This window comes from Rudaea sp. 3F27F6, from assembly GCF_005503555.1.
Lineage (GTDB): Bacteria > Pseudomonadota > Gammaproteobacteria > Xanthomonadales > Rhodanobacteraceae > Rudaea.
Genome location: NZ_SCNG01000009.1, coordinates 13400 through 40122, shown reverse-complemented (window position 1 = coordinate 40122; position 26723 = coordinate 13400). Strand labels below are relative to the sequence as shown.

Annotated in this window: 24 protein-coding genes and 1 pseudogene; 11 read left to right on the top strand and 14 right to left on the bottom strand. The window is 63.0% G+C overall.

Translation table 11 applies throughout. The features are described from left to right. Positions 1–15 precede the first annotated feature (15 nt). Genes FFS30_RS23190 through FFS30_RS23175 form a run of 4 tightly spaced genes read right to left on the bottom strand, consistent with a single transcriptional unit; the run spans position 16 to position 4103 of the window. Entirely contained in the window at positions 16–1149 is a 1134-nt protein-coding gene (locus FFS30_RS23190; RefSeq protein WP_137915590.1) for a HupE/UreJ family protein, read from the bottom strand. Next, entirely contained in the window at positions 1146–2336 is a 1191-nt protein-coding gene (locus tag FFS30_RS23185) for a tetratricopeptide repeat protein (protein WP_137915589.1), read from the bottom strand. Before FFS30_RS23185 ends, FFS30_RS23190 begins: the two co-directional genes overlap by 4 nt. Continuing rightward, a complete protein-coding gene (locus FFS30_RS23180) occupies positions 2317–2613 on the bottom strand; it encodes a hypothetical protein (protein ID WP_137915588.1) in 297 nt (98 codons plus the stop codon). The genes FFS30_RS23185 and FFS30_RS23180 overlap by 20 nt, the downstream gene beginning before the upstream one ends. Beyond that, a complete protein-coding gene (locus FFS30_RS23175) occupies positions 2610–4103 on the bottom strand; it encodes a DUF4331 domain-containing protein (RefSeq protein ID WP_137915587.1) in 1494 nt (497 codons plus the stop codon). Before FFS30_RS23175 ends, FFS30_RS23180 begins: the two co-directional genes overlap by 4 nt. A gap of 383 nt (positions 4104–4486) precedes the next feature. Here FFS30_RS23175 and FFS30_RS23170 point away from each other — a divergent pair, with 383 nt between their 5' ends. The 10 genes from FFS30_RS23170 to FFS30_RS23125 all read left to right on the top strand — a co-directional run bounded on the left by FFS30_RS23170 (position 4487) and on the right by FFS30_RS23125 (position 13496). Continuing rightward, complete coding sequence (locus tag FFS30_RS23170) at positions 4487–5221, top strand: hypothetical protein (RefSeq protein ID WP_137915586.1); 735 nt, start codon at positions 4487–4489, stop codon at positions 5219–5221. Positions 5222–5382: 161 nt separating this feature from the next. Further along, positions 5383–5943 carry a sigma-70 family RNA polymerase sigma factor gene (locus FFS30_RS23165; RefSeq protein WP_249352599.1) on the top strand — a complete coding sequence of 187 codons (561 nt, stop codon included), beginning with the start codon at positions 5383–5385 and terminating at the stop codon, positions 5941–5943. Further along, positions 5940–6686 (top strand): anti-sigma factor, encoded by a 747-nt coding sequence (locus FFS30_RS23160; RefSeq protein WP_137915584.1) that lies wholly within the window; start codon positions 5940–5942, stop codon positions 6684–6686. Before FFS30_RS23165 ends, FFS30_RS23160 begins: the two co-directional genes overlap by 4 nt. Before the next feature lie 79 nt (positions 6687–6765). Continuing rightward, on the top strand, positions 6766–7743 hold the full coding sequence (locus FFS30_RS23155; RefSeq protein WP_137915583.1) for an acyl-CoA desaturase: 978 nt from the start codon (positions 6766–6768) through the stop codon (positions 7741–7743). A 1-nt stretch (position 7744) separates the two neighbouring features. Further along, entirely contained in the window at positions 7745–9046 is a 1302-nt protein-coding gene (locus FFS30_RS23150; protein WP_137915582.1) for an FAD-dependent oxidoreductase, read from the top strand. Beyond that, entirely contained in the window at positions 9043–9834 is a 792-nt protein-coding gene (locus FFS30_RS23145) for a DUF1365 domain-containing protein (protein WP_137915581.1), read from the top strand. Before FFS30_RS23150 ends, FFS30_RS23145 begins: the two co-directional genes overlap by 4 nt. Then, on the top strand, positions 9831–11111 hold the full coding sequence (locus FFS30_RS23140) for a cyclopropane-fatty-acyl-phospholipid synthase family protein (protein ID WP_137915580.1): 1281 nt from the start codon (positions 9831–9833) through the stop codon (positions 11109–11111). The genes FFS30_RS23145 and FFS30_RS23140 overlap by 4 nt, the downstream gene beginning before the upstream one ends. 2 nt (positions 11112–11113) lie before the next feature. Next, positions 11114–11644 (top strand): DUF2878 domain-containing protein, encoded by a 531-nt coding sequence (locus tag FFS30_RS23135; protein ID WP_137915579.1) that lies wholly within the window; start codon positions 11114–11116, stop codon positions 11642–11644. Positions 11645–11685: 41 nt separating this feature from the next. After that, positions 11686–12414 (top strand): DUF1295 domain-containing protein, encoded by a 729-nt coding sequence (locus FFS30_RS23130; protein WP_249352600.1) that lies wholly within the window; start codon positions 11686–11688, stop codon positions 12412–12414. Continuing rightward, entirely contained in the window at positions 12411–13496 is a 1086-nt protein-coding gene (locus FFS30_RS23125; protein ID WP_137915577.1) for a cyclopropane-fatty-acyl-phospholipid synthase family protein, read from the top strand. The genes FFS30_RS23130 and FFS30_RS23125 overlap by 4 nt, the downstream gene beginning before the upstream one ends. Positions 13497–13691: 195 nt before the next feature. Here FFS30_RS23125 and FFS30_RS23120 read toward each other — a convergent pair whose 3' ends face one another. The 5 genes and pseudogenes from FFS30_RS23120 to guaB form a co-directional block, all read right to left on the bottom strand. Beyond that, on the bottom strand, positions 13692–15458 hold the full coding sequence (locus FFS30_RS23120; RefSeq protein WP_171014823.1) for a hypothetical protein: 1767 nt from the start codon (positions 15456–15458) through the stop codon (positions 13692–13694). A 176-nt stretch (positions 15459–15634) separates the two neighbouring features. After that, positions 15635–16385, bottom strand: a pseudogene (locus tag FFS30_RS24385) (transposase); the annotation flags it as partial. A gap of 98 nt (positions 16386–16483) precedes the next feature. Next, positions 16484–18052: a glutamine-hydrolyzing GMP synthase gene (guaA, locus tag FFS30_RS23105; RefSeq protein WP_137915573.1), complete on the bottom strand. Its 1569-nt coding sequence runs from the start codon at positions 18050–18052 to the stop codon at positions 16484–16486. A 12-nt stretch (positions 18053–18064) separates the two neighbouring features. Next, complete coding sequence (locus FFS30_RS23100; protein ID WP_137915572.1) at positions 18065–18445, bottom strand: 2OG-Fe(II) oxygenase; 381 nt, start codon at positions 18443–18445, stop codon at positions 18065–18067. A 22-nt stretch (positions 18446–18467) separates the two neighbouring features. Then, positions 18468–19925, bottom strand: coding sequence for an IMP dehydrogenase (guaB, locus tag FFS30_RS23095; protein WP_137915571.1), 1458 nt, complete (start codon positions 19923–19925; stop codon positions 18468–18470). A gap of 111 nt (positions 19926–20036) precedes the next feature. Here guaB and FFS30_RS23090 point away from each other — a divergent pair, with 111 nt between their 5' ends. Further along, positions 20037–21914 carry an LTA synthase family protein gene (locus tag FFS30_RS23090; protein WP_137915570.1) on the top strand — a complete coding sequence of 626 codons (1878 nt, stop codon included), beginning with the start codon at positions 20037–20039 and terminating at the stop codon, positions 21912–21914. Between the two features lie 22 nt (positions 21915–21936). Here the strand turns inward: FFS30_RS23090 and FFS30_RS23085 are convergent, their stop codons facing one another. The 5 genes from FFS30_RS23085 to folD all read right to left on the bottom strand — a co-directional run bounded on the left by FFS30_RS23085 (position 21937) and on the right by folD (position 26719). Then, complete coding sequence (locus FFS30_RS23085; protein ID WP_137915569.1) at positions 21937–23214, bottom strand: TRAP transporter large permease; 1278 nt, start codon at positions 23212–23214, stop codon at positions 21937–21939. Next, the gene (locus tag FFS30_RS23080) at positions 23211–23726 is read right to left on the bottom strand and encodes a TRAP transporter small permease (protein WP_171014822.1); all 516 of its coding nucleotides are present in this window, start codon (positions 23724–23726) and stop codon (positions 23211–23213) included. Before FFS30_RS23080 ends, FFS30_RS23085 begins: the two co-directional genes overlap by 4 nt. A 157-nt stretch (positions 23727–23883) precedes the next feature. After that, positions 23884–24870, bottom strand: a complete 987-nt coding sequence (gene dctP, locus FFS30_RS23075) for a TRAP transporter substrate-binding protein DctP (RefSeq protein WP_137915567.1) — start codon at positions 24868–24870, stop codon at positions 23884–23886. Positions 24871–24903: 33 nt separating this feature from the next. Beyond that, positions 24904–25767, bottom strand: coding sequence for a TRAP transporter TatT component family protein (locus FFS30_RS23070; protein ID WP_137915566.1), 864 nt, complete (start codon positions 25765–25767; stop codon positions 24904–24906). Positions 25768–25855: 88 nt separating this feature from the next. Then, on the bottom strand, positions 25856–26719 hold the full coding sequence (gene folD, locus FFS30_RS23065) for a bifunctional methylenetetrahydrofolate dehydrogenase/methenyltetrahydrofolate cyclohydrolase FolD (RefSeq protein WP_137915565.1): 864 nt from the start codon (positions 26717–26719) through the stop codon (positions 25856–25858). Positions 26720–26723: the final 4 nt, after the last annotated feature.

Genomic DNA, 26723 nt, shown 5'->3' with positions numbered 1-26723 from the left:
CCGCAAAAGCCATACTTATCCGAGACCGAAGCCGAGCGCACGGCTCATAAGCCAGATGCCGGCAACCGCCGCGATGACGCAGGATCCGCTGACGAGTACGAGCGGGCGATAGAAGCGGCGTTCGCGCAACAGGAATATCGCCGGCACCACCACGAGCACGACGCTGAGCTGGCCGATTTCCACGCCGATGTTGAATCCGGCGAGCGACCACGCGAGCGCACCTTGAGGCAGGCCGAGATCGGCAAGCACACTGGCGAAGCCGAATCCATGAACGAGGCCGAAGCCGAAGGCGAGCAGCCATGCGCGGCGCGTCACCTGCGGCCAGATATTGTTGAGCGCCGCAAGCAATACCGACAGCGCGATGCCCGATTCGACCAGGCGCGACGGCAACCCGATCACGCCGAGCGCAGACAGCGTCAGCGTGATCGAATGCGACACGGTGAATGCGGTCACGATCGCAAGCACGCTCAGCAGTGCGCTGCGCAAGGTTCCGACCGGAACCCACTCGCCATTGCGCCGCAGCAGTACCGAAGGCAGCAGCAGTGAAATCAGGAACAGCATGTGGTCGTAGCCGATCCAGATATGATGAATGCCTTCCTCGACGAACTGCAGAAATGTGGCGAGTCGGGAAGTTTCCGCGAGGGCGAAGGTCTGCACCGCGTGATCGGGCGAAAGCACGGCGCTGCGCGAATTGCCGTCGACATCCAGGCGCAGCAATCCGCGATGCGACGGATCGATATCGAACAGCAGCGAATAGCCGACATCGATCGATCGCGGCACTGCGGCGCAATCGGCCTTGAACTTCAGAACGGCATAGGCACCGTCGCTGTGGTCGTCGATCAGCAGATCGTCGGGCGCAAGGCGGCAAGTGCTTCCGTCGGCCTGGATGCGCAGGTGCGTGAATGCGTAGGCGAACAGGTCGGCCTCGCGCGTGCGCACCTCGCCCCAGGTAATGACGCCGTCCCGATTCGCGTCGAGCTGCAATGCCACCTCCAGATCGCGCAGAGCGATATCCCACTGCGCGGCGAGAACCTTGCTCGACGAGTCCGCCTGCACTATCAAGTAACTGTCGCTCGGTTTGTGCGCCCATGCGGACGGAGCGGCGAGCGCAGCGAGCAGGCCCAACATCAGCAGACTGCAGAACCTCATGGCGCGGCACCGCCGCTCAAACCCAGAGCGAGCTGCTGCAGTCGTGGCGCATTTATGCCCGTGCGTGCCAGCCATTCCAGCGCCGGCTGTGCGGCTGCGCGGTCGCCGACTGCCGCGGCCGCTTCAAGAAGAATGCGCGCATCGGCCGGCTCGCGCTGAACGCGGAAATTGCGCGCGGCAAGCTCCAGCGCGCGGGAAGGATCGTGTTCGACTTCGAGGGTGAAACGCGCCTGCTCGCGCAGATGAGTTTCATCTCCGCGTGCGCGCGCTTCGGCGAAGCGTTGTGCGAGATCGGCGCGAAGACCATCGGCGTCCGCAGAACGCGTGCGTTCCGCGGCGATCGCGGCGCGCAACAACAAGGCATCGGCCTGCGCCGCGTCACCGAGGATCTGTCTTGCCGCGGTGCCCTGCCCCGTATCGAGCAGCAGATCGGCAAACGCGGCGCGCGCGTAGACATCGTCGGGAGAAAGTTTCAGCGCCTCGCGGAATGCCGCGGTGGCAGCTTCGTTTTTTTCCAGGCGCGCATTCATCTCGGCAAGGGTCGTCCATGCCCATACTTTCTCGGCGCCCGACGCCGCGCTCGCGCCGCGCAAAGCACTTTCGATCAATGGTGCGGCGGTGTCGTCGTGGCCGCTCAGCGCCGCGGTCGATGCTGCGCAGGTTGCCCCGAGCAGGGGATCGGCGATCGGAATCAATTTCAGACAAGCGCTGCGCGCCGCGCGCACGTCGCCCTGCACTTGCGCGATGCTTGCGAACAGCAGCCACGCGTCAGGATCGAACTGATCGACACGCAGCGCCGCTTCCAGTTGCTGCAGCGCCGGTGCGAATTGATGGCGGAACTGCAAAATACGCGCGCGCATGACCAGCACTTCGGTCGGTGCCGGGTCCGCATCCCACCATTTGCCGAGGGCGGATTGTGCGTAGCCGTAGGCACGCGGGTCGGAATAGGTTTGGCCGACTTCGATGTAGCGGCGTGCAGCCGCGAGCGCCTCGGCCACGTTCGTTTCGCCGCCACCGTTCCACTGCGGCGATCGGCGCAGCGCGAGAAACGCCGGAGGCAAGCGTTCCACTACCACGCTGTCGTTCGCCGGTACGCGCGGTGCGGCATCGGCCTGGCCGCTCCAGCAAACCATCGCGGCGGCAAGCGCCGCCGCGATGACGCCGTAGCTACGGCAGCAAAAAGACACGATAGAACCCGTCGGGATCGTCGTTATAGTTCGAGGCGATGTAAACGTCGTTCACATCGGCAGGCTCGGCCGTATCGTTGGTTTGAAGTAGGAACAAGTTGTAGACGAACGTACTGAACTCATAGGGAAGGCAATAACCCCATATGTCGCTCTTTGGCGGACACGACTGGTCCGACGATTGCGCGGCCGCAGTAGTTGATTGCGCAGGCGATTCTATGGAGGCCAATGCGAGGCACGCCATTGCAAGAACCGCTAGGAGAGATTTGCGCGGTTTCATGGCGAGCCTCCCGTTGTGGCCACACCGTTGACACCGTTCGGCGAACCCGGCAGCGGCGCATTGACGTAGGGGAAGGTGCTGGCGAAGTCGGCCGAAGAAATTGGCGTCCCGTCTGTGTAGGGCAATTGCCCCGCAGGGGCCTGCGCGGCCGGCAGCAGCACGCCCATCGCCACGCGCAGGGAAATGTCGACGACGTCGTCACCGGGACGGCGGCCGTTCGGAAAGCCTGCGGTGTCGCTGCCAAGTACGCCGAGTGTGTTTTGCGAGGAAGCGGCGACCGGAGCGGTCGATGTGTTGAGGCGCAGCATCTCCGAGGGCGTGACCGTCATCGCCTGATTGAGGCCCGGAACGCCAGTCAGGAAAACCGCAACCAGATCGTTGCGCGGCGTGCTCGGTGCCTGCACGTTGAACAATACTTGCAGCAGAACCGGCAGCGAGGGATTGGTCACATAGTTGAGAAATTGGGCGTCGTCCTTCGGCTGGCTGCCGTTGAAGCGATCCTTGTCCGGCAGACCGATGACCACTTCGTTGACCAGCGGCATGCCGAGACGCGAAACCTGGGTCCAGGCGCCGCCGACCAACTCGACGGGCTTGCCCTGCCCTCCGCTGGCAACCGCTCCTGCCGGTGCCGGATTCAGAACCGTGCCCTGGCGCAGGCTTGCCGTGGTCCACGCGCCGATCACCGGATCGGTGCCATTCGTCAGGCAAGAGATGGGTACTTCGAGTGCGATTGAGGTGACGTTCTTGTTTCCGATCGCATTCGGCGCCGAACTCGGCGACCCGACCGGATTCAGGTTCACGAGATCGAAAATTTCTCCGAGGTTTACCGCAAACGGATCCTTGCGCTGGCCGACGAACACGCGTCCTGCGGTTTTGCAGCCTGGAAGGCCTATGGAGAAAATGTGGTTGTTGGCATAGGCCGCATAGTTCGGCACCGATTTATTGCCGATGTTGTCGAGCGGCTTGCGGAAGCTCGTGCCGCCGCTGGTCAGATTGGTCGCGAGCGCGGCCGTGCCTTTGCGGCGATCGCCGTTGACGACGGTGACGGTGTAGGTCTCGATGAGATTCTTGTTGGCGTCGCCGTCGGTTACGCCGGGCCCGAAGGGTCCGATATTTACCAGCGGCACCGGGATGTTCTTGCCGCCGATACTGAGAGCAACGTTCTTGTAAGTATTGGTGAAGCGGAATTGGTAAGTGATGTGTTCGTGCGCGTCGCCCTGGTTGTCCACTTCGATCTCGTAGAGGGCATTCGGGTCCATCGAGAAATAGTTCGGTCCGCCATAGGCATCCTGCAGCGGTATGTAGTCCGCGATGAACGTGACGAAGGCATCGCGTCCCGTCTCATAGCTTCGGAACATGTAGAAATCGGCTCCGTCGATTTTGGGGTGTGCGGCCGTGAAAGGTGCTTCACGGTGGCTGGACGCGCTGGCGAGGCCCGCCAGCACCAGCCACAACGAAGCGCCGAGCGCCAGTCTCTGAGGTAGTTGCATGTCCGTCTCCCGTTTCATGCGCGGCATGATTGCCGGCGATGGGACATACGGCGTGCAGCGGGTCTTGGATGCACGCGCAAGCAAATGTTTCTGCAGCGTGGGTATCGCCATCGGCAAATGGCTTCCATGGCGCTCGACTTTGGAAGCCGATGGCCGTAGCCGATGCGCGCTGCCTGCAGGCAGCGGCCGGTATTGCCCGCAACTAGCTCCATCGCGCCCAATCGGGCGACATTTCCCATGCCCCCAAAGTCGCGGACACCGAAGCACGCTGCATCCGAATCGCGCCAACGTCCGTATAGCAGACTGTCTTGCATCGGAACCCGGCCGCCTCGTCTATGCCATTACGGATCGCTTGTTTGATGTTGGCTTGCGCGACCGCCGCCATGGCTTGGGGCGCCGCTGCGGCTGACCCGATCGAACGCTATGAAGGCATCGCGTATTCCCGCGCCGACGGTTCGGTGTTGTACCGGGAAACGCATTGGCGCTATCGCGACGGCGACTTCGACAGGCATCTCGTGCTGTATGGCTGCGCAGATGGCACACCGTTCGCGCGCAAACTGTTGACCGTGTCGTCGCGCGACGCGGCACCCGATTTCGATTTCTACGATGCCCGTCTCGACTACCGCGAAGGCGTGAACGGCAGCGGCGCGCGCCGCGTCGTCTACGTCCAGACACGAGACGACGCGGTGCCGAAGCAGGCCGAACTCGAACTCGGCGTCGACGACGTCGTCGATGCCGGCTTCGACGATTATCTGCGCTCGCACTGGGATGCGATCACGCCGCGATCGCCTCTGCACGCGGCGATCGTGGTGCCCGGCAGACACGCGGCAGTACCGGTAACGATCGCCGAAATCGACGCCGGAGATAGCGACGTCCGTCATCTGCGCGTGCAGTTGAATGCGTGGTACCGCCTGATCGCGCCGTCGATGACCTTGGGCTATAGCCGCACCGATCGGCGCCTGTACGAGTTTGTTGGCATCGGCACGATCCGCGGCAGCGACGGGCGCAATCTCGATGTGCGCATCGTATTTCCGCCGCAGCGGCGCGATACATCGGTTGATCCACAGGAGGCGCTCGCCGCCGCGCGGCTCAGCTTGAACGGGCACTGCCGTCCGTGACTGCCGTCACATACGCCAGCGATCCGATCCCCCGCATTGCGGGTGAATTGTATTGCTCTCGCCGCTTGTGGCATAAGCTACCGCACAGACGGTGGCGCAATGCGCACCGGAGGCGCGGCGAGAACGGCTCCACCCCCTCGATGATGGGAGAGATACTTCAAGTGCGCACAGAGATCGATTCCCGTGCCGACGTCGCCTCGCTGCTCGCCCGCGTTGCCGCAGGCGAGCGAGCTGCCTTCGAAGCGTTGTACCGAACGACGTCCAGCATGTTGTTCGCCATCTGCCTGCGCGTGCTTCCCGACCGCGGCGAAGCCGAAGAAGCCTTGCAGGATGCTTTCCTCGCCATTTGGAACAAGGCCATACAGTTCGATCCGGCGCGCGCGAGTCCCAGCGCGTGGCTCGGTACGATCGCGCGCCATCGCGCCATCGATCGGCTGCGCTCGAATCCGAGCCGGAGCACGACGGTTTCCATCGATCTGGCGGAGTCCGTCGCGGACGAAGGCATGTCGACATCCGATTCGGCACAGGCGGCGACCGACCGCGTACGCCTCGACGACTGCATGCGCCAACTCGACGAACGCCGGCGCAAGTTGATCCGCACCGCGTTCTTCGACGCCGCCACCTACGAGGAACTGGCACGAAGAGCGCAGGCGCCGCTCGGGTCGGTGAAGAGCTGGATTCGCCGCGGACTGATGCAACTGCGCGCGTGCCTTGAATCATGAGTACGAATCCGGCTCAATTCGACGACGATTCCGCCCCGCCGCCGAGCGACGATATCCGCGCGGGCGAATATGTGCTCGGCGTTCTCGATGCATTCGAACGCCGCCACGCGCAGGCGCGAATCGCCGGCGAGCCCACGTTCGCCCGTCTTGTCGACGAGTGGGAAAATCATTTCGCCGCGTGGACGACCGATGCGGCTACCGCCGAACCGCCAGCACATGTCTGGCCGCGCATCTGCAGCCGCCTCGGCTGGCCGGCCGCTGAGGCCGCGCGTCCGAATGTCTGGAGCAATGTCGGCTTCTGGCGCGGCGTGGCCGGACTCGCCGCCGCGGCGGCGCTGGCGGTCTTCTTCATAGGCCGCGCGCCGGTACCGCTGCCGACACCGAGCCCCAGTGAGGAGCAGGCTGCGCGCCCGGTCACCGTATTGCTCCGCGACGACGGTTCGACCGGCTGGATCGCTTCGATCGATCCTGCGCGCGGCAAACTGCTGATGGTGCCGGTGCCGCACTCGCTCGGTGCCGACGGCCGCGTCGATGAACTCTGGATCATCCCGGCCGGCAAGGCGCCTCTGTCGCTCGGCCTTGTGTCCAACGACAAGGCGCATACCATCGCGGTGCCGCCCACTCTGCAGAAAGAACTCGTTGCCGGCGCGACGCTCGCGGTCACTCTCGAACCGCAAAGCGGCATGCCGCACGCCGCGCCGAGCGGGCCGATCGTGGCTAAGGGCAGCATCTCGGCCATCTAGGGATTTCTGCGCGGGTCTGTGCATCCGGCCGTGCGTTCGCTTCGTATAGAGAAGCGACGCACACGAAACCGGAGCCGCTATGATCGATCCCTGCGAACGCGCCGCGCCGCAAGCGCCGGAAGCGGGAGCGATAGCATTTTCCGCACCGCCGCTGCGCACGTTGCGCCGATGGTTCGACTCGAATGCGCCGGCGCAGGACGAGGAGACCGCCGAACGCATCGACTGGCTGCGCGCCGTGCCGTTCATCGGCATGCACATCGGCTGCCTCGGCATTTTCTTCACCGGCGTCTCGCCGATCGCGGCATGGACCGCCCTCGCGCTCTATGTCTTGCGCATGTTCGCGATCACGGCGTTCTATCACCGCTATTTCGCGCACCGTACCTTTCGCGCATCGCGCGCCGTTCAGTTCGCCTTCGCCGTGATCGGCGCATCCGGCGCGCAGCGCGGACCGCTCTGGTGGGCGGCCCATCACCGCAATCACCATCGCCACGCCGACACGGCGCTGGACCCGCACTCGCCCGGAATACGCGGATTTTTCTGGAGCCATATGGGCTGGTTCCTCACTCCGCGCGCGTTCCGCACGGATTGGCAACGCATTCCGGATTTCGCCGGCTACCCGGAACTGCGCTGGCTCGATCGCTATGACGTCGTCGTCCCGGGCGCGCTGGCGCTGACGCTGTACTTGGCCGGCACCCTGCTCGCTCGCGTAGCTCCTGGCCTGCACACCGACGGCGCGCAAATGCTCGTATGGGGTTTCTTCGTCTCGACCACGCTGTTGTTCCACGTCACCGTGACGATCAATTCGCTCGCCCATCGCTTCGGCAAACGCCGTTTCGCGACGCGCGACGACAGCCGCAACAATGCCCTGCTCGCCCTGCTTACGTTCGGCGAGGGCTGGCACAACAACCATCATTTCTATCCGGGCAGCGCACGCCAGGGTTTCCGCTGGTGGGAATTCGACCTGACCTGGATAGCACTGCGCGCACTCGCCGTATGCGGTCTGGTCAGCGACCTGAAACCGGTGCCGGCCTGGGTGTTTGCGAAGAGGCGCGGCTGACATGCGCATCGGCATCATCGGTTCCGGCATCGCCGGGCTCGCCTGCGCCTGGCTGCTGCAAAGCGAGCACGAGGTCGTGCTGTTCGAAGCCAACGACTACCTTGGCGGACACACGCACACGCACGACATTGCGAACGAGCACGGCGAGTACCGCATCGACAGCGGTTTCATCGTGCACAACCGCGAAAATTATCCGCTGCTGACGCGCATGTTCGATGAACTCGGCGTCGCCGCCCGACCGACCACGATGAGCTTTTCCGTGCGCAACGAGACGAGCGGGCTCGAATACGGCACGTGCGGACTCGACGCGGTTTTTTGCCAGCGACGCAACCTGCTCTCGCCACGCTTCCTCGGCATGCTGCGCGACATAAGCCGCTTCTATCGGCTCGCCGCGGCGCTGCCTGGCGAAAGAGGCGAAGGTCCGACGCTCGAAGACTACGTAGCCATCCACGGGCTCGGCGATGCGTTCCGCGACGATCATCTCGTGCCGATGGCCTCGGCGCTGTGGTCGTCTCCGCCGCGCGCCATTCGCAAATTTCCGATGCGGTACCTCGTTCAGTTCATGGCCAACCATCGCATGCTGACCTTCGACGCGCGACCGCAGTGGCGTGTCGTCGAGGGCGGTTCGCGCCGCTACGTCGAAGCGCTGCAGGCACTCTGGCGCCTCGACGTGCGGCTGTGCTCGCGCGTGCTTCGTGTGGTGCGTAACGAGAAAGGCGCCGAAGTGCGCACGCACCACGGATCGGAACGTTTCGATCAGATCGTGCTCGCCTGCCACAGTGATGAAGCGCTTGGCCTGCTCGTCGATGCCGACCCGCGCGAACGCGACATTCTCGGCGCCATCAAGTACCAGGCCAACGACACCGTGCTGCACACCGACACGAAGCTGCTGCCGCGTTCGAAAAAGGCCTGGTCGGCGTGGAACGCCAGCGTGCCGCGCGAACCCGGCCGTGCTTGCACGGTGAGCTATTGCATGAATCTGCTGCAAGGCATCCAGTCGCCACAGACCTTCGTGGTCACGCTCAACGACACCGATGCGATCGCTCCCGAGAAAATCCTGCGGCGCATGTCGTACCGGCATCCGCTGTATACGCATGCCGCAGTCGCCGCACAGAACCGACGCGATGAAATCCAGGGCCGCCGGCACACTTGGTTTGCCGGCGCCTATTGGGGATGGGGCTTTCACGAAGACGGGATGCGCAGTGCCGTCGAGGTTGCCGCCGCGCTCGGCGTTCGCTGGCGCGCCGGCATGGCGGTGCGGGCACCTGTCGATGTACCGCGTATGCAATGGGTGCCTACATGAGTGCCGCGCCCGCATCGCACTCGACCGTGAGCGCCGTCTACGAGGGCGTCGTGCGCCATCGCCGCCATGCGCCAGCGGCGCATGCATTCGCCTATCGCATGGCCCAGCTTTACCTCGACCTCGATGAAATCGACCGCGTCTTCGCCGGGCGCTGGCTTTGGTCGAGCCGACGCCGCAATGTCGCCGAGTTCCGCCGCGCGGACTACCTTGGCCCCGCCGAGATGTCGCTCGCCGATGCCGTGCGCCAGCGCATCGCCGAAGCGAATAGCGTACCGCCGCGCGGACCGATCCGCGTGCTCACGCATTTACGCTATTGCGGGCACGTGTTCAATCCGGTGAGTTTTTACTACTGCTACGCGGAAGACGGCACGACGCTCGAATGCATCGTCGCCGAAATCACCAATACACCGTGGCGCGAACGTCATGCCTACGTGCTGCCCGCGTCGGTCGCACAAAGGCACGGGCGCTCTCTACGCTGGGATTTCGACAAGGCGTTCCACGTCTCTCCGTTCCTGCCGCTGGATAGACAATATACCTGGACGTTCACCGTGCCCGACGAGGATCTGCGCGTGCACATGGATGTGTTCGATCGCAACCGGCGCGACTTCGATGCGACGCTGGCACTGCGGCGACGTACGCTCGACGGTCTCGCGCTGGCGCGCGTACTGATTCGCTACCCGGCGATGACCTTGCAGGTACTCGGGGCCATTCACTGGCAGGCGCTGCGCCTGTGGCTGAAGCGTAATCCCATCTATGCGCATCCATCTTTGCCGGAAGAACCGACATGAGCGAAATCAGCGAACGCCTCGCAACGATGCCGAAGGAGTTGGGTCCGATCGAACGCATGCTGCGCAAAAGTCTGCTCGGTCGCCTCAGCGCGCTACGGCACGGCCGACTGCGCGTGGTCGATGCGCAGGGAACGGTCGAACTCGGCGAATCCAGTCTTGGACTTGCCGACATCGAGATCGTCATCGTCGACGCACGCTTCTATCGAGCGCTCGCCGCGAACGGCAGCGTCGGCGCGGCCGAGGCGTATTACGACGGCTGGTGGCGCTGCAGCGATCTCGTCGGCCTCGTACGTCTGCTGCTGCGCCATCGCGACCTGCTCGACGGAATGGAACGCGGGCCGGCGCGGGTCGGCGGATGGATCATGCGTGCGCTCGACCTGCTGCGCGCGAATACGCGGCACGGCGCACGCCGCAACATCGCCGCGCACTACGACCTTGGCAACGAATTATTCGGCCTGTTTCTCTCGCCCGACCTGATGTACTCCTCCGCCCTGTTCGCCGATGCAAAGGAATCCCTGGAGCAAGCATCGCTGCGCAAACTCGATCGCATCTGCGACAAGCTCGGCTTGGGTCCGAACGACCGCGTGCTCGAGATCGGCTCGGGCTGGGGCGGATTCGCACTGCATGCGGCAGCCCGCTACGGCTGTCACATCACCACTACGACGATATCGCGCGAACAATACGATCTGACTCGCGAACGCATTGTCGCCGCCGGGTTGGAGGATCGAATCACGGTCCTGCTCGACGATTACCGCGACCTGCGCGGCCGCTACGACAAGATCGTGTCCATCGAGATGGTCGAAGCGATCGGCGCGCGCCAGCTCGACAGCTACTTCCAAAAGATCGGCGCATTGTTGGAACCGGATGGGAAGGCGCTCGTGCAATCGATCACGATCGAAGATCATCGCTACACGCAGGCGCTGCGCTCGGTCGACTTCATCAAGCGGCATATTTTTCCGGGCTCGTTCATTCCTTCAATTGCCGCGCTCGTCGCGGCCAAAGCGCGCAGCAGCGACCTGGCTCTCGCTCAGCTCGAGGATTTCGGCAGTTCTTACGCGCTCACCTTGTGCGCTTGGCGCGAGCGCTTTCTCGCGCGTCTCGCCGAAGTGCGTGCTTTGGGCTACGACGAACGCTTCATCCGTCTGTGGGAGTTCTATCTGGCCTACTGCGAAGGCGGCTTCTGCGAGCGTTCGATCGGCGTCGCGCAGTTGCTGTTGGTCAAACCGGGCTGCCGCGACGCCGAGTATCTGCCCGCACTCAAGTGCTTCGAGGCATGAGCATGGGACGCTGGCTAAACATCGCCGGCTATCAACTGGTTTGGTTCGCCGCCGTGTATGGTGCGGCAACGGCGCGGCCCTGGATGGGGGTCGGCGCAGCCTTGTTCTTCGTCGCGGGACAGATGCTCGTCTCACGCGATCGCTCAGCGGACGCGCGCACGCTGTTGCTCGCGATCGGCCTCGGCATCGTTATCGATGGCAGCCTCGCGGCGACCGGGTTGCTGCGCTATGCCTCGCCGTATCCGGCCCTCGGCGCGCCGGCGTGGATATTGGCAATCTGGGCCGCATTCGCGTTGACCGTCAATCACTCGCTCGCCTTCTTGCGCAATCGCCCGCTGCCGGCAGCTCTGCTTGGCGCGATCGGGGCGCCTCTCGCCTACTCGGCGGCGGCGCGCGGGTTTGGCGCGGTTGCCTTCGGCGAACCTCGATGGACGGGGCTGCTTGCACTCTCCGTTGCATGGGCAGGTGCGATGACGCTGTTTGCCGGTGCGCCGATGCAAGCACACAGCGCGGAAACGGAAGTACACCGATGAGCATCGGCGGCCAATTGCTGTTGGTTTGGCTGTTCGCTGCGATGGCGCAGACTGGCGCGTGGCTGCATCAGCGTCACGCGCGCAATGCCGGCATCGTCGATGTGATCTGGGCCGGCGGCGTAGGCAGCGCGGCGATGCTTCTTGCCGTGCTCGGCCGTGGCGCGCTATGGCCGCGCCTGCTGCTTGCGCTGTTCGGCGGTCTGTGGGGACTGCGCCTGGCTCTGCATCTGTGGCGGCGCGTGAGCCGGGAAGCGGAAGACGGTCGTTACGCCAGCTTGCGTGCCCTATGGGGCGACGATCAGCGCAAATGGTTCGCGTTCTTCCAATTCCAGGCGCTGCTCATCGCGCTGTTCGCGGTGCCGTTCTTGTCCGCGGCCAATGCCGCACGCGAACCGTCCGCGCCATGGCTCGTGACCGCGGCAGCGGTCTGGCTACTCGCCGTCGTCGGCGAGACGATGGCGGATCGCCAGCTTGCCCGTTTCCGCAGCAACGCGAGCAACAAAGGCCGAGTCTGTCAGGTCGGGCTCTGGCGCTACTCGCGGCATCCGAACTATTTCTTCGAATGGCTGCACTGGTTCACCTACGTCGCCCTCGCTGGTGGCGCAGCGCTGAGCTGGCTCGGGCCGATCGTGATGTACGTTTTTCTGCGCTGGCTGAGCGGCATTCCGTTCACCGAAGCACAGGCACTGCGCACGCGCGGAGACGCCTATCGCGCGTATCAACGCACGACGCCGATATTGATCCCTTGGTTTCCACGGAATCGACGATGAATCGCGACACGACTCTTCCGCTCTCCGAGCTTCCCGTTGATCGGCCAGCGCCCGGGTTTCTTGGCCTCGCCGAGCGCGGCCTACTGCCCGACGTGGTCGTACGCGCGGGAATTCGCCGGCTCTGCGCCACGCGTCTGGCCAAGGAAACGGCTGCCGGCGAGGAAGCCGTTGCCGATGCGTTCCAACGTGAAATCGACAACTTGTGCGACAGTCCGGTCGCGATCGAGACCGATGCGGCAAACCGTCAGCACTATGAATTGCCCGCGGAATTCTTTCGCCGCTGTCTCGGGCCGCGCCTGAAATACTCCGCCTGCTACTACGCCGGGGGCGACGAAACGCTCGCCGAGGCCGAGCTGGCGATGCTCGCGCTTTACGCCGAGCGCGCCGAGTTGGTCGACGGCCAGGAGATACTCGAACTCGGCTGCGGTTGGGGCTCGCTGACCTTGTGGCTCGGCGAACATTTCCCGAATTCGCACATTACCGCCGTATCGAATTCCAACTCGCAACGCGAATTCATCCTGGCGCGCTGCCGGGAACGCGGACTCGACAATATCCGCGTGATCACCTGCGACGTGAATCAACTGCAATTGCCGCGCGCGCAGTTCGATCGCTGTATTTCGATCGAAATGTTCGAACACATGCGCAACTACGAAATATTGCTCGCGCGCATTGCGAGCTGGCTGGTTCCGAGCGGCAAACTGTTCGTGCACATCTTCTGCCATCGTCTGTTGATGTACCCGTTCGCGACCGATGGCGCGGACAATTGGTTGGGCCGTCATTTCTTCACCGGCGGCCTGATGCCGGCAGCGGACACGTTGCTCTGGTTCCAGCGCGATCTCTCTCTTGAACGACGTTGGCTGATCAACGGCCGCCATTACGCGCGTACTGCCGAACACTGGCTGCAGAACCAGGACGCGCACAGAGCCGAACTCATGTCCGTTCTGCAAAGCGTCTACGGCGACGCAGCCGCGCTGTGGTTTCAGCGCTGGCGCATGTTCTGGATGGCATGCGCAGAATTGTTCGGCTACTCAGGCGGGCGAGAATGGCTTGTCACGCACTACCGTTTCGCGCAGCGTGGGTAGCCGCACATGGCTGAAAATGAACTAGGTGCCGTGAGTCCGCAAAGGCACCGACTTCACTCCAACTTATTATAAACGAAAGAAAAATTCTTTTACCAACAACATGTTAGAAATCACATCAGACGGCAATACCATAATAAATGCCATATACAAACTTTCGATAAGGACGACGACTCCGATTGAGCCGGCCCCCCTCGCTCAATCTTCCTGAACCTCTTGGCCGACCAGACCTCGCGAGGCATGGTTCACAACGATTGCATCCGGCGGGCGAGACTCTAAAACGTCGAACGGGTGGGCGCCCTCAGCGACGAACTCGTCAATCATTGCTTGCCGATCAGGGGAGCTACGCCAGTGCCCTTGCGGAAACTCCAGCAACGGACTTGCAGTGACCGCCTCATAGGCTACCGTGAGCGGGCCGAGCTGGAACTCAACCATCGTTTTGGTGAGCGTCTCATCGGCATGTTTGGGATAGGTGGCCAACACATGCTGAATCAAGGCCATGTCGCCATCCGATCGGCGAAGCAGTCGTTCAAGCGTTCGGAAGTTGATCACTTTGGTAGTCTCTGCCCCAAAGAACATGCCGGCATTGTCGGAGGTGATGATCAAGTAGTCGACCAACACTACAAAGCCCTCGAAGTGCGGATGACCCTCTTTCGGTAGCACGCGCGCAATGAGACTCATCCCCGCTTCGGTGCGTAGGAAGCGCTGTAGCACTTCGACTTGACGGAACGCCTTGGAGACGTTGTCCTTGTTGAGAGCCTTGAGCTGATCTTTCGCCCAGCGAGGTGGCACCGGACATTTGAGCTCGCAGACGTAGATGACATAGCCAAGGGTCGGCTCACAGGAAATGACCAACAGGTCGATGTCAGGAAGTGTGGGGTCGAAGTCGCGAAGCGACACCTCACTCAGGCACGTGAACCCCTCAGCCTCCCACGCGGCCTTGACACGCCGGACAAAGGCACGACCTATCTCATTACTCACTTGGTCGAGAAATGCCCGGGGTCGCCTTTGAGCGATTACACGCAACATGCTGACTAATCCCTCGGCGGTGGCGAAATGGTGAGGTCGCATCACAATTCGGCCATCCAACTCCCCTTCACGCATCAGCGAAAAATAAGCTGCATCAACCCGGTCACTGGCAGCATCACGGTCGCATACCAAGTCCTTCAGAATGCGCCTCCCTACGTCCGGAGGGATTCCGAGATCGACTGTGATCCCATCAAGTAGCTGTTCTTCAGGCATATAAATCGCGCCAACCGCGTGTTGCGCGCGAGCCAAATAGCGGTGATAGAGCGCCTTGATAAGGAGCATGCGGTAAACGCTTAAGAACTGCTCATAGCTATAGCCTCCCAGATCAATTTGACTCTCAGCTGCGATCAATGAAAAGTAGGCAGCGAGCTTTAGGTCGGCTTCGGCCTGCATGAGTGGATCAGCCGCCTCGAAGTTAGCCGTTACCACGCCTTCAGGCTCATTTTCCAACAACCGCATGATCTCGGCGGAATGCTCGAAATCACGAAAATGGTGCATCGAGCCCAACAAATGATCATTGTGCACGGTAAAGAACTGGCGAGGAATCGACCTGTCTGCAAACTTAATCTCTACACGCCTCTCATCGAAGGTCCACGACATTGAATCTGGTACGTTGTACGAGTAGTACAGATACTCGCGGATCATGTAGTAGTGCGACGCGAAGAGGAGGTCTTCGGAAAGCTGCTTGATATTTGCCTCAGGGGTAATTTCCGCTTGGTAACCTGTCTCGCCTGAGACGAATCGTGGCGCGAGAATGGCATAGCCGCGATCAAGATATTCGGCTCCGCCCGTGCCACCACTTCGAAATGACATAACCTCATAGAGCTCGGACGCAATTCGTAGTGCACTTGAGCTTGCCCAGTTCTGACTCGGCAACGCGGCTAGGGCCGCGTCGAGCTGCTGCTCGAACGCCTGTAGTTCCTGTTTGAGAGTCATGTGGAGAATCTCTTCATTCTTGTTCACTTTGCTGGCGCAGTCACCTGCATCGCATCTATATATGCCGACGCCGCCGGCGCTCTGCCGTTGATAGTTTGCCAGGCCAGTTCACCAACTCTGCATCGGTCAGGCCGGCCAACACTTCAGACAGGCGCACGGTTGCTGAGTCGCTACGACTTTGCCACCAAGCGATTGCACACCTCGACGACGTGATCCGCACGCAAGCTCCGGCCCACGGTGATGGCGAGCGCCTCTCGCGTGAACACATCAACCACGGTCAAAGCACGTATCCGTTGTCCGTTGACAAGTTGGTCCGAGACGAAGCCCATTGACCACGCTTGGTTCTGTCGCTTGGCGATATAACGTTCGCGTCTGGCCACGACCATCTTCCGACGGCAAGGTGTTTTGCTGCGCAGTTGCAACGACTCCTCAGAGTACAGCCGATAGATCAAATGCTTGCCTGCCTGCCAACCCTCGCGGCGCAACAGTACTTGCAGGCGACGCTAGCCGTAGCGAACACGCGTCTTGGCGATCTCGTGCATTCGTCGTCGTAATGCCGTTCGTGGATCTCTGCAGGACACGTAAGCTTGCGCGCTGCGATGCTGACGCAAAAGTCGACAGACCCGCCGTTGGTTGATGCCGTGGTGCGATATCGTGTAGGCCACGGCCACTCGCTTCAACGCGGGCCGTGCCATTTTTTTGAAGCGACATCCTGGAGAATGGCCTTGTCTAAACTCAACTCCGCCACCAGTTTCTTCAGCCGCGCGTTCTCTTCCTGCAACTGCTTCAGCTTTCGGACTTGGTCGGGCTGTAGACCACCATACAGCCGCTTCCAGCGATAAAAGGTCTGTTCCGAAATCCCCACCTGGCGTGTGAGGTCGGCCACCGCCCCACGATCTGTTCCACGGCAAAACGCTTCTTCTTCACGGCAATCTCCTGCCCCTTGGGGGCTTAGCTTGCCGGAAAACTCACTCTCAGATTGGACCGGTTTGGGCGATGCAGCTCAGCCGGTGCCAGACGTCGAATCACTCCCACTCAATCGTCGCTGGTGGCTTGCCGCTGATATCGTAAACTACGCGAGAAATACCGCGTAATTCATTGATAATTCGGTTGGAAGCTCTGCCGAGAAAATCGTACGGCAGGTGTGCCCAATGCGCGGTCATAAAGTCGATGGTTTCTACGGCGCGCAGGCTGACGACCCATTCGTAGGCACGCGCGTCGCCGACGACGCCGACCGACTTGACCGGGAGGAAGACGGCGAAGGCCTGGCTAACTTGGTCGTAGAGATCGGCCTTGCGCAGTTCTTCGATGAAGATCGCATCGGCGCGCTGAAGCAGTTCGACGTACTCGGGCTTCACTTCGCCGAGCACGCGCACACCGAGGCCCGGACCGGGGAACGGATGGCGGTAGACCATTTCGCGCGGCAGGCCGAGTTCGACACCAAGCCGACGCACTTCGTCTTTGAACAGTTCGCGCAGCGGCTCGATCAGGCCGAGCTTCATGTCTTCAGGCAGACCGCCGACGTTGTGATGGCTCTTGATGACGTGCGCCTTGCCGGTCTTGCTGCCGGCCGATTCGATCACGTCGGGGTAGATGGTCCCCTGCGCCAGCCACTTCGCATTGCTCAACTTTTGCGATTCTTCGTCGAAGATCTCGACGAAGAGATTGCCGATGATCTTGCGCTTGGCCTCGGGGTCGCTGACGCCTTTCAGTTTGGCGAAGTAACGGTCGGCCGCATTGACGCGGATCACTTTGACGCCGAGATGCTCGGCGAAGGTCGCCATCACCTGGTCGCCTTCCTGCCAGCGCAGCAGGCCGGTGTCGACGAAAACGCAGGTCAGTTGCTTGCCGATCGCGCGATGCAGCAGCGCGGCGACGACGGAGGAATCGACGCCGCCGGAGAGGCCAAGGATGACTTCATCGCTGCCGACTTGTGCGCGCACGCGCGCGATCTGATCGTCGATGATGTTCGCCGCGGTCCACAGCATTGCGCAGCCACAGATATCGACGACGAAGCGGCGCAGCAGAGCCATACCCTGCTTGGTATGCGTCACTTCGGGATGGAACTGGACGCCGTACCAGCGCTTGGCCTCGTTCGCCATCGCCGCGACCGGGATGCGATCGGTCAGCGCCGTGATCATGAATCCGGGCGGCGCCTTGGCGACATGGTCACCGTGGCTCATCCATACATCGAGCTTGGGCTTGCCCGCATGATCGCTGAGACCGTCGAGCAGCGCGTCTTTGGCAATCACATCGACCTGCGCATGGCCGAACTCGCGCGCGTCGGCCGCTTCGGTCGCGCCACCGAGCTGCGCGGCCAAAGTCTGCATGCCGTAACAGATGCCGAGGATGGGCAGGCCGGAATCGAATACTTGCTGCGGCGCCGTCGGTGCACCGGCCAGGGTCGTCGATTCGGGGCCGCCGGAAAGAATGATGCCCTTGGCGCCGAACTTGGCGATCTCGGCCGGGTCGTGGTCCCAAGCCCAGATCTCGCAGTAGACGCCGATTTCGCGGATGCGCCGTGCAATCAGCTGCGTGTACTGCGCGCCGAAGTCGAGGATAAGGATTTTGTCGGTGTGGATATTGGTCGTCATGCGCTGGCGGGCTCAGGTGTTGGCGGGTTTCCGGCGAACCCAGCCGATGCTCAGCACATATCGCGATCCGCGCACGACGCGCGTGACACTATGCTCGCAGGCATCGGGGCGGAAAATCTTGATGCGGCTCGTGGCGAAAATCGGTGCCTTGCAGACAAATTCACCGCCTTCCTTGGCGCGTTTCACCACGATGTTGCAGCGGTAGTGACGTCCGATCGCCACCGGGTCGGTATGCGGCGGAATCTCCGCACCTTCGGGGAACCGCAGTACGTAGACATCGAACGGCAACGGCCACAGCGACTGCAGCAGGAGCATCTTGTCGTATCCCGAGCGCTGCCGACCGCGCTGCCACCGGAACGCCGTACGGAAGTACTCGCGAGCGGGTGAGGACATCGAACTCAATGCAAATGCCGTCCTAATCCATGCGGTAATTCGGCGCTTCTTTCGTAATCGTCACGTCGTGCACGTGCGACTCGCGCACGCCCGCGCTGGTGATGCGCACGAACTGCGGCTTGGTGCGCATCTCGTCGACCGTGGCGCAGCCGACGTAACCCATCGCCGAGCGCAGGCCACCGGAAAGCTGATGGATGATGCTGCGCAGCGGGCCACGATACGGAACGCGGCCTTCGATGCCTTCGGGAACGAGTTTGTCCGGATCGGCTTCGTCCTGGAAGTAGCGATCCTTGGAGCCTTTCTGCATCGCGCCGAGAGATCCCATTCCACGGTAACTCTTGTAGCTACGTCCTTGATAAAGCTCGACTTCTCCAGGTGCTTCCTCGGTACCGGCGAACATTCCGCCGATCATCACGCAGTTCGCGCCGGCGGTCAGTGCCTTGGCGATGTCGCCCGAATAACGGATGCCGCCGTCGGCTATCAGGCAGGCGCCGCTGTCCTTGATCGCCTCGGCGACCATCGCCACGGCCGAGATCTGCGGCACGCCGACGCCAGCAACGACGCGCGTGGTGCAGATCGAGCCGGGGCCGACGCCGACCTTGACCGCGTCCGCGCCGGCATCGACCAGCGCCTTGGCCGCGTCGCCGGTGACGATGTTGCCGCCGATGACCTGCATCTGCGGGAAGTTCTTCTTGACCCAACTGACGCGGTCAAGCACGCCCTGCGAATGACCGTGCGCGGTGTCGACGATGACGACGTCGACGCCGGCATCGACGAGGGCGCCGATGCGCTCCTCGGTATCGCCGCCCGTGCCGACCGCCGCACCGACGCGCAGGCGCTCGTGCTGGTCCTTGGCCGCGTTCGGGTTGTCGTGAGCCTTCTGGATATCCTTGACCGTGATCAGGCCGCGCAACTGGAAGTTGCCGTTGATCACCAGCACCTTCTCAATGCGGTGCTTGTGTAGCAGGCGCAGCACTTCGTCTTCGCTTGCACCTTCCTGGACGGTGACGAGCTTGTCCTGCTTGGTCATGATGTTCTTGACCGGGTCGTCGAATTCCTTCTCGAAGCGCAGGTCGCGGCTGGTGACGATGCCGACGAGCTTGTCGCCGTCGACCACGGGCACGCCGGAAATATTGTTCGCGCGCACGATGCGCATCACGTCGCGAATCGAGGTCGTCGAGGTGACCGTGATCGGATCGCGGATCACGCCGGCTTCGAACTTCTTCACTAAGCGCACTTCGGCGGCCTGCTGATCGATCGACATGTTCTTGTGGATGATGCCGATGCCGCCGCATTGGGCCATCGTGATCGCCAGCCGCGCTTCGGTCACGGTGTCCATCGCGGCCGAGAGGATCGGGATATTGAGCTGGATGTTCTTGGTCAGGCGGGTCGCCAGGGAGACGTCGCGCGGCAGCACGTTCGAGTAGGCGGGAACGAGCGAAACGTCGTCGAAGGTAAGAGCTTCGGTGAGAATGCGCATGGGTATGAGGGGGAGCCCAGGCCGGTAAACCCGCTATTATACGGAATTGCCCACGATCGCGCATGCTGTTTTTAGTTTTCCACGCCGTGCGCTTCTTTCATTAGCGAATCGATGCCCAAGACTTCCCCGCTGCGCTTCACTACCGCGAAAGATTCACGACGCCACGGCCTGATCGGCGCGGCGCTAATGATTGCCCTCCTGCTCGTGCTGTTCGCTCTGCGCGGCTTCGTCCTCGTCGGCATCACCACCGGCCTCGCCGATTGCCCTTGGTGCATGGGCGCGACGGCGATCCAGCAGGACGCGAGCATTCTCGCCCTGCTGCTGGCGTTAACCGGGTTGTCCCTGTTGAGCGCGCGTTATCTGTTGCAACTGCCATGGGTGCTGCTGAGCGCCCTGCTCCTGCTTGCCTACGCGGTGGACGCGATCCTACTCAAGACCCTGGTCCAACACCTCTATCTGCTCGACATCGTCAAATTCGGCAAGGAGCTCGATGCGATCGGCAGATTCGGCAACGTGCTGATCGCCTCGAACACGGGCAAGTGGATGGCGATCGGCATGGTCGCGGGACTGCTTATTCTCATCGTCGCTATCCTGCCGCGCCCGCGCCGGCCGCAGCTCGCCCTCGCCTGTTTCGTTGCGGCGGCGGCGTTCTTTCTCGTCGGGCTGTGGCAGCCGATGACGATGAAGTACATCAATTTTCCGCTGCTGCAGAACTTCATTGTGGCGAATCTCGAGGACAGTGTCGACCGCCGTTACAGCGCGGCTTACACCGAAGCGCTGCGCAAGGAATACAAACCGCTCGCCCCGGTCTGCGAGGCAGGCCGCGCGCTGCGTCCGAACATCATCGTCATCGCGGTCGAATCGCTGTCGACTTATCACAGCAAGCTGTTCGGTCAAGTCAACGACTACACCCCGCATCTCGACGCGATTGCGCGCGAGAATGCGTACTTTCCCGATTTCATCGCGAACGGCTTCACCACCGACGGCGGCCTCATCGCGCTGATCACGGGCAAGCCACCGATCCCGATTCTCGGCCGTTACGAGAGCGCGGAGGCGTTCTCCGGTTTCGAGAGCCCCAAGGGCGCGCTGCCCGAAATCGTGCATGCGCACGGCTACACCGCGCATTTCTTCACCACGGGCGACCTTGGATTTCTGAACAAGTCGAAGTGGCTCAAGGAACTCGGCTTCGATTCCTGGGAGGGCGCCGAGCAGCCGTTCTACAACGGTTGGAAACGCCGCCACTTCAAGGCTGCCGAAGACAAGGCGCTGTATCAGCGCTTCCTGCAATGGCTCGATGCCCGGCAAAACGATTCCACGCCGTGGCTCGCTTTTATGCTGACCGTGTCGACTCATCCGCCGTTCGTCAATCCGGAGAACGAGAGCTTCGACGAGGCGGGCGCGTTCACTTACGCCGACAAGCAGATCGGCATGCTCTACGACGAACTCGCCAAGCGCGACTTCTTTCGCAACGGCGTGCTGATGATCTCCGGCGACCACCGCAGCATGACGCCGCTATCCGCCGCCGAGTTCCGCCACTTCGGCGACAGCGCGCTCGCGCGCACGCCGTTCGTCGTCGCAACACAGTTGCCGATCGCCCGAGGCGCCGTCGCCGGCAAGTTCCAGCAGGTCGACGTTACCCCGTCGATCGACGAGTTGATCGGCGATCGCGCCTGCCGCAGCGCGGGTCAGGGCACGTTCCTGAGCATGCCGCCGCAGCCGGCCCATTTCGTCGCCCACGCGCGCAGCGACCGGCGCAGCGAGGTCGACGTCTACTTCGGCAATCAGCAGGCGAGCATCGTGCTCGCCGGCGATCAGTCGCGCTGGGTCGGACCGAAGCCCGACGACTGGAAACAGATCATGGACGGCATCACCCTCGAGCGCATCGATCGCGGCACCGCCAAGGAAAACTATATCGATCTGCTGATCGATTCCTTCGCGCCGAAGCCGGCCGAATCGAAAGCGCCGCCGGCACCTTCAGCCGCGCATTAGCGGCTGAACCATCAAAATCTCGCTAGCGCGCCAGCGCGAGCGAGAGTTCCGGCACGTAGGTCACGATCAGGACGCAGAGCATCAGCAGCACGTAGAACGGCAGGCAGGCGCGGATGATCGTCGTCGCGGGCCGGTTGAAGCGCGCCGCAGCGATAAAGATGTTCATGCCGGCCGGGGGCAGGAAGATGCCGATCTGCAGATTGGCGAGGAAGATGATGCCGAGGTGCACCGGATCGACGCCATAGTGCATCGCGATCGGCAGCACGAGCGGCACGAGGATGATGATCGCCGGAAAACCTTCGAGCAGCATGCCGAACACGAGCAGGAACGCGTTGAGCACAAGCAGGAAGCCAAGCTTGCTCGTGATGCCGGCCTGCAGCCAGCCGAACAGTTGCTCGGGCACGTCGGCATCGATCAGCCAATTGGTCAGCGCGAGAGAAAAACCGAGCACGATGAGAATCGCGCCGACCAGGAGCATCGCTTCGCGGATCACGCGCGGCAGCTCGGCGAATTTGATCTCGCGGCGGATCAACACAGTGACGATCAGCACGTACAGCGCCGTCGCCGCAGCGGCTTCCGACGGCGCAAGCTTGCCCGAGAACACGCCCGCGAGCACCAGGACCGGCAACGGCAACTCCCAGCCGGCATCCTTGACCGCGGCCCAGAGTTCGCCCGGCGGCGGCTTCGGCGGACGCGGCAGCCCGCGCGCGTGCCAGACGCTGTACAGCGATAGCACGACGATCATCAGCAGGCTCGGCAACAATCCCGCCTTGAACAAGGCGTCGATCGCGACCGGCGGCGTGGTATGGAACTGCTGTGCAACGACGCCGTAGAGAATCAGCGGCATCGACGGCACCAGCAACAGGCCGAGGCTGCCGGACGACGTGAGCAGGCCGAGAGAAAAACGTTCGCCATAGTGCGACTGGCGCAGCGCCGGATAGAGCACAGCACCGAGCGCGACCAGGGTGACGCCGGTCGCTCCGGTGAACGCGGTGAAGAATGCGCAGGCACAGATCGAAACGATGGCGAGGCCGCCCGGCAGCCAGCCGAACATCGCATTGGTCAGGCGCACGAGGCGCCGCGGCGCCTGACTTTCGGCGAGTAGATAGCCAGCCAAGGTGAACAGCGGGATCGCGATCAGCGCCGGCATCTCGGCGAGGCGGTAGAACTCGATCGCGACCGCGGTGCCGGGCTGGCCCGACGCGCTGAAACCGAACAGCGCGATCGCCGCGAGCAACACGAACAGCGGCGCACCGAGCGCCGCGAGCAGGACCAGAGCGCCGGCGATCAGCCAGATCATGGTTTCGTCGACTCCGGCACGACCGTGCCCGGATCGTGCAGCAGGGCCGGCTCATGCGACGCCGGCGGCGCGAATGCACGCAGGACGAAGCGCAAGGCCATCAGGCCGAAGCCGAACGGCAGGATGCTTTCGAGCGCCCAGTTGGGTACGCCGAAATCCGATACCGCGCCGCCCCAGTCGATGCCGACCATCGTCGCACCGTACCAGCCCATCGCCGCACAGACCGCCGCGGCGAACAGCATCGTGACGACGCGTGCAAGGCGGCGCACGCCTTCGGGCAGAAACCGCTGCAGCACGTCGACGGCGATGTGCTTGTCGTCGCGCACCGCGGCGAGCGCGCCGAGGATCGCCGTCCACACCACCAGCGTGCGCAGGAACGGATCGGCCCAGGGCAGCCCGCCGCCGAATACATTGCGCATCACGATCTGCGCGCCGGCGAGCGCGACGAGAATCAGTACGAGAACGGTCAGGACACCATTCTCGATGCGGTGCAGCCAGGTGATTGCTTTCATCATTTGCTCGTCACCCCGGCGCGGAATGCCGGGGTCCAGACTTCAGGGATGACAAGGTTTGCGATACTCCAGCGTCGATGCAGTCTGGATCCCGGCACTCCATGCCGGAACGAGATTCGGCGTACCGCTCGCGCTCTGCGCGCGCGGGCCGACATCGTCACTTGCGTGCTTCGTCGAGTGCCTTGTTGACCGCGGCGGCCAGCTCGGGCGAGATGCCGCCGGTGCCGGACAGATCCTTGCGTGCGGCGACGCCGATCGCTTCCCAGGCCTTGCGCTCGTCGGCGCTGGTCGAGGTGATGCCGACACCCTGCTTCTGCAGCGCATCGCGCGCCTGCGTGTTGTCCACGCGCGTGCTCGCGTCGAGATGGGCGAATGCGGCACCGATCTCGCCGTCGACCACCTTCTTGTCGTCCGCGCTCAACGCATCGTAGACCTTCTTGTCGATCACAAGCAGGCCGACGACATATTCGAGCGGCACGTCGAGCATGTGCTTGACCTTGGTGTGCCACTGGAACGCGATCGCGCCCGACGTCGTATTCGCCGCGGTATCGATCAGCCCGGTCTGCAGACTCGTGTAGACGTCGGCAAGCGGCAGCGAAATCGGCGTCACGCCGGCTTCCTTGAACGCGACTTCGGAAACGTGGTCGCCCTGCGGCACCCAGACTTTCGCCGACTTGAGATCGTCCTTGTTCTTGATGTCCTTCACGCTCATCAGATAAGCGAAGCCGCCGCCGGTGATGCCGGGAACGACGAAGCCGGCCTTTTCGAAGCTCGCCTTGAGCAACGGATCGACCTTCGCGCGCACCTTGTCGACTTCATCCTGCGTGCGGAACTGGAACGGCAGACTGTAGACATTGCCGTCGCCGGTGATCTGCGCCGATTCGCCGCCGGTGAACGCGGCGCCCTGCAGCTGGCCGATCTTGATCTTGCGTAGCACGGTGGCGTCGTCGCCCATCACCCCGCCCGGATAGAACTTGATCTCGACGCGGTCGGACGTCTTCGCCTTCACCGCTTCGGCGGCGGCGCGCATTTCCTTCATCCATACCGTGCCATCCGGTGCGACCGTGGCGATCTTGATCGTCGCGGCATTCGCGCCGATGCAGGCGAGAGAGAGGATCGATGCCAAGAATGCTGCTTTCTTCATTTGCGTACTTCTCCGAAAATCACGGGGCGGGCTTCAGAAGAAGTCCTTGCCCGATGCCAACAAGGCTTTCGCCTTCTTCTTCGCCAACGTGTTGATCAGCGTCAGCCGCGGCGCGACCGGATCGGCCGCGAGGACTTCGTTGAGCAGTTTGTCATGCAGTGTCTGGTCGAACACGAGCCGCGCATAGAACTGCGCGTAAAGCACACGCACCATCTGGTTCTTGCCGGCGGACAATTCAAGCGCTTTGTCGAACCACTTCTTGCCCTCTTCTGGCTTGCCGCCGAGCGAGGCCGGACGGATCGAGTTGACCACGCCGAGGTAGAGCGCCGCGCCGCCGCTGTCGTAATTGGGATCGATGCCGTAGCAGCGCAGCAGCAGAGCCTGCAGCTTCGGCAGGTCGGCGATCGCGTTCCAATCGCCCGCGTTGACCTGGATCTTGCCGGCCCATGCGGCAGCGAATCCGTACAGCGTCGCGATGTCCTTCGCGTCAGCCTGCTTCAGCGCCGCGTCGAATTTCTCGAACGGCGCGTCGAGCGAGTCGCACAGCGGCTTTTCGCGCAGGCAGAGCGCGCGATGGGCGTAGCCGTAAGCACGGCCGGCGAGACGCTGCGCGCGTTCGGGGTCCTCGACGAACGCGCCGGCGTACGCACCGTAGAGTTTCGCGCCGGAGAGCAGCGTATCCGCATCGAGCGGATTCGCGGCGATGCGGCTGTCGATCAGCAGCAGATAGGACGGCAGGCCATCGCGCACGATCTCGGGATCGTCCTGATCGAGCACGGCTGTGGTGAGCGAGTCGCTGAACTGCTGCGATGCCTTGCGCACGATGCCGCCGCAGGCGGAAAGCAGGCAGGTACACAACAACAAGGCAAAGCGAAGGCGGAAAAACGGATTGGGCATTTCCAAAAGGGCAAACCGGGGGTCGGAGGGAATTTTAACGCACCCGCGTTACCCCAAACTTGCACGGGGCGGCCGCGTTATCCGCGATTCAGTTGCCTGTGGAGTCCCAGGCCCGCGCGGCCTCGAGGGTGTTCTGCATCAGGGTCGCCACGGTCATCGGCCCGACGCCGCCGGGCACCGGCGTGATCCACGAGGCGCGCTGCGCCGCCGCGGCGAATTCGACATCGCCGACGAGGCTGCCGTCGGCGAGGCGATTGATGCCGACATCGATCACCACCGCGCCCGGGCGGATCCATTCGCCCTTGACCAAACCAGGTCGGCCGACGGCGACGGCGACAATATCGGCAGAGGCGATCACCGCCGGCAGGTCACGGGTGAATTTGTGACAGGTCGTGGTCGTGCATCCGGCCAGCAACAGTTCGAGCGCCAGCGGCCGGCCGACGTGGTTCGACACACCGACGACGACCGCGTTCTGCCCGCGCACCGGGCGGTCCGTGTTGGCGAGCAGGGTCATCACGCCCTTCGAGGTGCACGGACGCAGGCCGCGCTGGCGCAAGGTCAGCCTGCCGATGTTTTCGGGATGAAAGCCGTCCACGTCCTTGCGCGGATCGATGCGGTTGACGATCGCGTTCGCGTCGATCTGCGCCGGCAGCGGCAACTGCACGAGGATGCCGTGAATCTGCGGATCGGCGTTGAGCCGGTCGATCAGGGCGACGAGGTCAGCTTGGGTGGTCGTGTCCGGCAGATCAAAGTCGCGCGAGTGAAAGCCCGCATGCGCGCAGGCGCGGCGCTTGTTGCGCACGTACACGCTCGAAGCGGGATCGCCGCCGACCAGGACCACGGCGATGCCCGGCACGCTCAGGCCGTGCGCGCGGCGTTCGCCGACCTCGTTGCGCAGATCGTCGAGCAGGCGGTCGGCGATGCGTTTGCCGTCGAGTATCTTTGCGCTCATCGGG

Bases quoted from the DNA above. Each gene is read 5' to 3' on its own strand.
- FFS30_RS23090 (WP_137915570.1), top strand. From the start codon at position 20,037: ATGCCCAAGACTTCCCCGCTGCGCTTCACTACCGCGAAAGATTCACGA.
- FFS30_RS23135 (WP_137915579.1), top strand. From the start codon at position 11,114: ATGGGACGCTGGCTAAACATCGCCGGCTATCAACTGGTTTGGTTCGCC.
- guaB (WP_137915571.1), bottom strand. From the start codon at position 19,925: ATGCGCATTCTCACCGAAGCTCTTACCTTCGACGACGTTTCGCTCGTT.
- FFS30_RS23120 (WP_171014823.1), bottom strand. From the start codon at position 15,458: ATGACTCTCAAACAGGAACTACAGGCGTTCGAGCAGCAGCTCGACGCG.
- folD (WP_137915565.1), bottom strand. From the start codon at position 26,719: ATGAGCGCAAAGATACTCGACGGCAAACGCATCGCCGACCGCCTGCTC.
- FFS30_RS23100 (WP_137915572.1), bottom strand. From the start codon at position 18,445: ATGTCCTCACCCGCTCGCGAGTACTTCCGTACGGCGTTCCGGTGGCAG.
- FFS30_RS23155 (WP_137915583.1), top strand. From the start codon at position 6,766: ATGATCGATCCCTGCGAACGCGCCGCGCCGCAAGCGCCGGAAGCGGGA.
- FFS30_RS23070 (WP_137915566.1), bottom strand. From the start codon at position 25,767: ATGCCCAATCCGTTTTTCCGCCTTCGCTTTGCCTTGTTGTTGTGTACC.
- FFS30_RS23190 (WP_137915590.1), bottom strand. From the start codon at position 1,149: ATGAGGTTCTGCAGTCTGCTGATGTTGGGCCTGCTCGCTGCGCTCGCC.
- FFS30_RS23180 (WP_137915588.1), bottom strand. From the start codon at position 2,613: ATGAAACCGCGCAAATCTCTCCTAGCGGTTCTTGCAATGGCGTGCCTC.
- FFS30_RS23175 (WP_137915587.1), bottom strand. From the start codon at position 4,103: ATGCAACTACCTCAGAGACTGGCGCTCGGCGCTTCGTTGTGGCTGGTG.
- FFS30_RS23130 (WP_249352600.1), top strand. From the start codon at position 11,686: ATGGCGCAGACTGGCGCGTGGCTGCATCAGCGTCACGCGCGCAATGCC.
- FFS30_RS23160 (WP_137915584.1), top strand. From the start codon at position 5,940: ATGAGTACGAATCCGGCTCAATTCGACGACGATTCCGCCCCGCCGCCG.
- FFS30_RS23085 (WP_137915569.1), bottom strand. From the start codon at position 23,214: ATGATCTGGCTGATCGCCGGCGCTCTGGTCCTGCTCGCGGCGCTCGGT.
- FFS30_RS23145 (WP_137915581.1), top strand. From the start codon at position 9,043: ATGAGTGCCGCGCCCGCATCGCACTCGACCGTGAGCGCCGTCTACGAG.
- FFS30_RS23170 (WP_137915586.1), top strand. From the start codon at position 4,487: ATGGCTTGGGGCGCCGCTGCGGCTGACCCGATCGAACGCTATGAAGGC.
- FFS30_RS23150 (WP_137915582.1), top strand. From the start codon at position 7,745: ATGCGCATCGGCATCATCGGTTCCGGCATCGCCGGGCTCGCCTGCGCC.
- dctP (WP_137915567.1), bottom strand. From the start codon at position 24,870: ATGAAGAAAGCAGCATTCTTGGCATCGATCCTCTCTCTCGCCTGCATC.
- FFS30_RS23080 (WP_171014822.1), bottom strand. From the start codon at position 23,726: ATGAAAGCAATCACCTGGCTGCACCGCATCGAGAATGGTGTCCTGACC.
- guaA (WP_137915573.1), bottom strand. From the start codon at position 18,052: ATGACGACCAATATCCACACCGACAAAATCCTTATCCTCGACTTCGGC.
- FFS30_RS23140 (WP_137915580.1), top strand. From the start codon at position 9,831: ATGAGCGAAATCAGCGAACGCCTCGCAACGATGCCGAAGGAGTTGGGT.
- FFS30_RS23125 (WP_137915577.1), top strand. From the start codon at position 12,411: ATGAATCGCGACACGACTCTTCCGCTCTCCGAGCTTCCCGTTGATCGG.